Genomic DNA, 3,300 nt, shown 5'->3' on the forward strand with positions numbered 1-3,300 from the left:
TTGAATCTTGACGATGACCTACTCTCACATGGAGAAGCTCCACACTACCATCGGCGATGCATCGTTTCACTGCTGAGTTCGGGATGGGATCAGGTGGTTCCAATGCTCTATGGTCGTCAAGAAATTCGGTAGCCGATGCGTCTTTCAACGTTTCGGCAAATTCGGGTTGTGATAAGCAAAATGTGTTCGTTCAACAGCTTTCGGTCGAAGCGTCTTCACACACCGCCACTGCTGTGCAGATGGCTTGGGTGTTATATGGTCAAGCCTCACGGGCAATTAGTATTGGTTAGCTCAACGCCTCACAGCGCTTACACACCCAACCTATCAACGTCGTAGTCTTCGACGGCCCTTCAGGGGACTCAAGGTCCCAGTGAGATCTCATCTTGAGGCAAGTTTCCCGCTTAGATGCTTTCAGCGGTTATCTTTTCCGAACATAGCTACCCGGCAATGCCACTGGCGTGACAACCGGAACACCAGAGGTTCGTCCACTCCGGTCCTCTCGTACTAGGAGCAGCCCCTCTCAAATCTCAAACGTCCACGGCAGATAGGGACCGAACTGTCTCACGACGTTCTAAACCCAGCTCGCGTACCACTTTAAATGGCGAACAGCCATACCCTTGGGACCGGCTTCAGCCCCAGGATGTGATGAGCCGACATCGAGGTGCCAAACACCGCCGTCGATATGAACTCTTGGGCGGTATCAGCCTGTTATCCCCGGAGTACCTTTTATCCGTTGAGCGATGGCCCTTCCATACAGAACCACCGGATCACTAAGACCTACTTTCGTACCTGCTCGACGTGTGGGTCTCGCAGTCAAGCGCGCTTTTGCCTTTATACTCTACGACCGATTTCCGACCGGTCTGAGCGCACCTTCGTACTCCTCCGTTACTCTTTGGGAGGAGACCGCCCCAGTCAAACTACCCACCATACACTGTCCTCGATCCGGATAACGGACCTGAGTTAGAACCTCAAAGTTGCCAGGGTGGTATTTCAAGGATGGCTCCATGCAGACTGGCGTCCACACTTCATAGCCTCCCACCTATCCTACACAAGCAAATTCAAAGTCCAGTGCAAAGCTATAGTAAAGGTTCACGGGGTCTTTCCGTCTAGCCGCGGATACACTGCATCTTCACAGCGATTTCAATTTCACTGAGTCTCGGGTGGAGACAGCGCCGCCATCGTTACGCCATTCGTGCAGGTCGGAACTTACCCGACAAGGAATTTCGCTACCTTAGGACCGTTATAGTTACGGCCGCCGTTTACCGGGGCTTCGATCAAGAGCTTCGCTTGCGCTAACCCCATCAATTAACCTTCCGGCACCGGGCAGGCGTCACACCCTATACGTCCACTTTCGTGTTTGCAGAGTGCTGTGTTTTTAATAAACAGTCGCAGCGGCCTGGTATCTTCGACCGGCATGAGCTTACGGAGCAAGTCCTTCACCCTCACCGGCGCACCTTCTCCCGAAGTTACGGTGCCATTTTGCCTAGTTCCTTCACCCGAGTTCTCTCAAGCGCCTTGGTATTCTCTACCCAACCACCTGTGTCGGTTTGGGGTACGGTTCCTTGTTACCTGAAGCTTAGGAGCTTTTCCTGGAAGCATGGCATCAACCACTTCATGTTCTAAAAGAACACTCGTCATCAGCTCTCGGCCTTAAGATCCCGGATTTACCTAAGATCTCAGCCTACCACCTTAAACCTGGACAACCAACGCCAGGCTGGCCTAGCCTTCTCCGTCCCTCCATCGCAGTAACAAGAAGTACAGGAATATTAACCTGTTTTCCATCGACTACGCTTTTCAGCCTCGCCTTAGGGACCGACTAACCCTGCGTCGATTAACGTTGCGCAGGAAACCTTGGTCTTTCGGCGTGGGAGTTTTTCACTCCCATTGTCGTTACTCATGTCAGCATTCGCACTTCTGATACCTCCAGCAAGCTTCTCAACTCACCTTCACAGGCTTACAGAACGCTCCTCTACCGCATCATCAAAAGATGATACCCGTAGCTTCGGTACCTGGTTTGAGCCCCGTTACATCTTCCGCGCAGGCCGACTCGACTAGTGAGCTATTACGCTTTCTTTAAAGGGTGGCTGCTTCTAAGCCAACCTCCTAGCTGTCTAAGCCTTCCCACATCGTTTCCCACTTAACCAGGATTTTGGGACCTTAGCTGACGGTCTGGGTTGTTTCCCTTTTCACGACGGACGTTAGCACCCGCCGTGTGTCTCCCATGCTCGGCACTTGTAGGTATTCGGAGTTTGCATCGGTTTGGTAAGTCGGGATGACCCCCTAGCCGAAACAGTGCTCTACCCCCTACAGTGATACATGAGGCGCTACCTAAATAGCTTTCGAGGAGAACCAGCTATCTCCGAGCTTGATTAGCCTTTCACTCCGATCCACAGGTCATCCGCTAACTTTTCAACGGTAGTCGGTTCGGTCCTCCAGTCAGTGTTACCTAACCTTCAACCTGCCCATGGATAGATCGCCCGGTTTCGGGTCTATACCCAGCGACTGTCGCCCTATTAAGACTCGCTTTCGCTACGCCTCCCCTATTCGGTTAAGCTCGCCACTGAATATAAGTCGCTGACCCATTATACAAAAGGTACGCAGTCACCCAACAAAGTAGGCTCCCACTGCTTGTACGCATACGGTTTCAGGATCTATTTCACTCCCCTCTCCGGGGTTCTTTTCGCCTTTCCCTCACGGTACTGGTTCACTATCGGTCAGTCAGTAGTATTTAGCCTTGGAGGATGGTCCCCCCATGTTCAGACAAGGTTTCTCGTGCCCCGTCCTACTCGATTTCATGACAAGGAGATTTTCGCGTACGGGGCTATCACCCACTATGGCCGCACTTTCCAGAGCGTTCCGCTAATCTCCAAGCCACTTAAGGGCTGGTCCCCGTTCGCTCGCCACTACTAAGGGAATCTCGGTTGATTTCTATTCCTCAGGGTACTTAGATGTTTCAGTTCCCCTGGTTCGCCTCTTGCACCTATGTATTCAGTACAAGATAACTGTCTTATGACAGCTGGGTTCCCCCATTCAGACATCTCCGGATCACAGTCTGTTTGCCGACTCCCCGAAGCTTTTCGCAGGCTACCACGTCTTTCATCGCCTCTGACTGCCAAGGCATCCACCGTATGCGCTTCTTCACTTGACCATATAACCCCAAGCTATCTGGTTATACTGTGAAGACGACATTCGCCGAAAGCTTGTTAAAACAAACTTTCATTTTGCCTTAGCCTGCACCCCACCAGTGAAAGTGGTGCACAGTCTAAATTTTTATCACAATCCGAATTTTTAAAGAACGAT

2 rRNA genes are annotated in these 3,300 nt (G+C 51.6%); both read right to left on the reverse strand.

The window, feature by feature from the left end:
* Positions 1 to 5: 5 nt before the first annotated feature.
* Positions 6 to 121, reverse strand: a 5S ribosomal RNA gene (rrf, locus tag ACYAS9_RS21915).
* A 134-nt stretch (positions 122 to 255) separates the two neighbouring features.
* Positions 256 to 3,148: ribosomal RNA gene (locus ACYAS9_RS21920) — 23S ribosomal RNA — on the reverse strand.
* Positions 3,149 to 3,300 lie beyond the last annotated feature (152 nt).

Source organism: Pseudomonas sp. HP_08 (assembly GCF_055284095.1).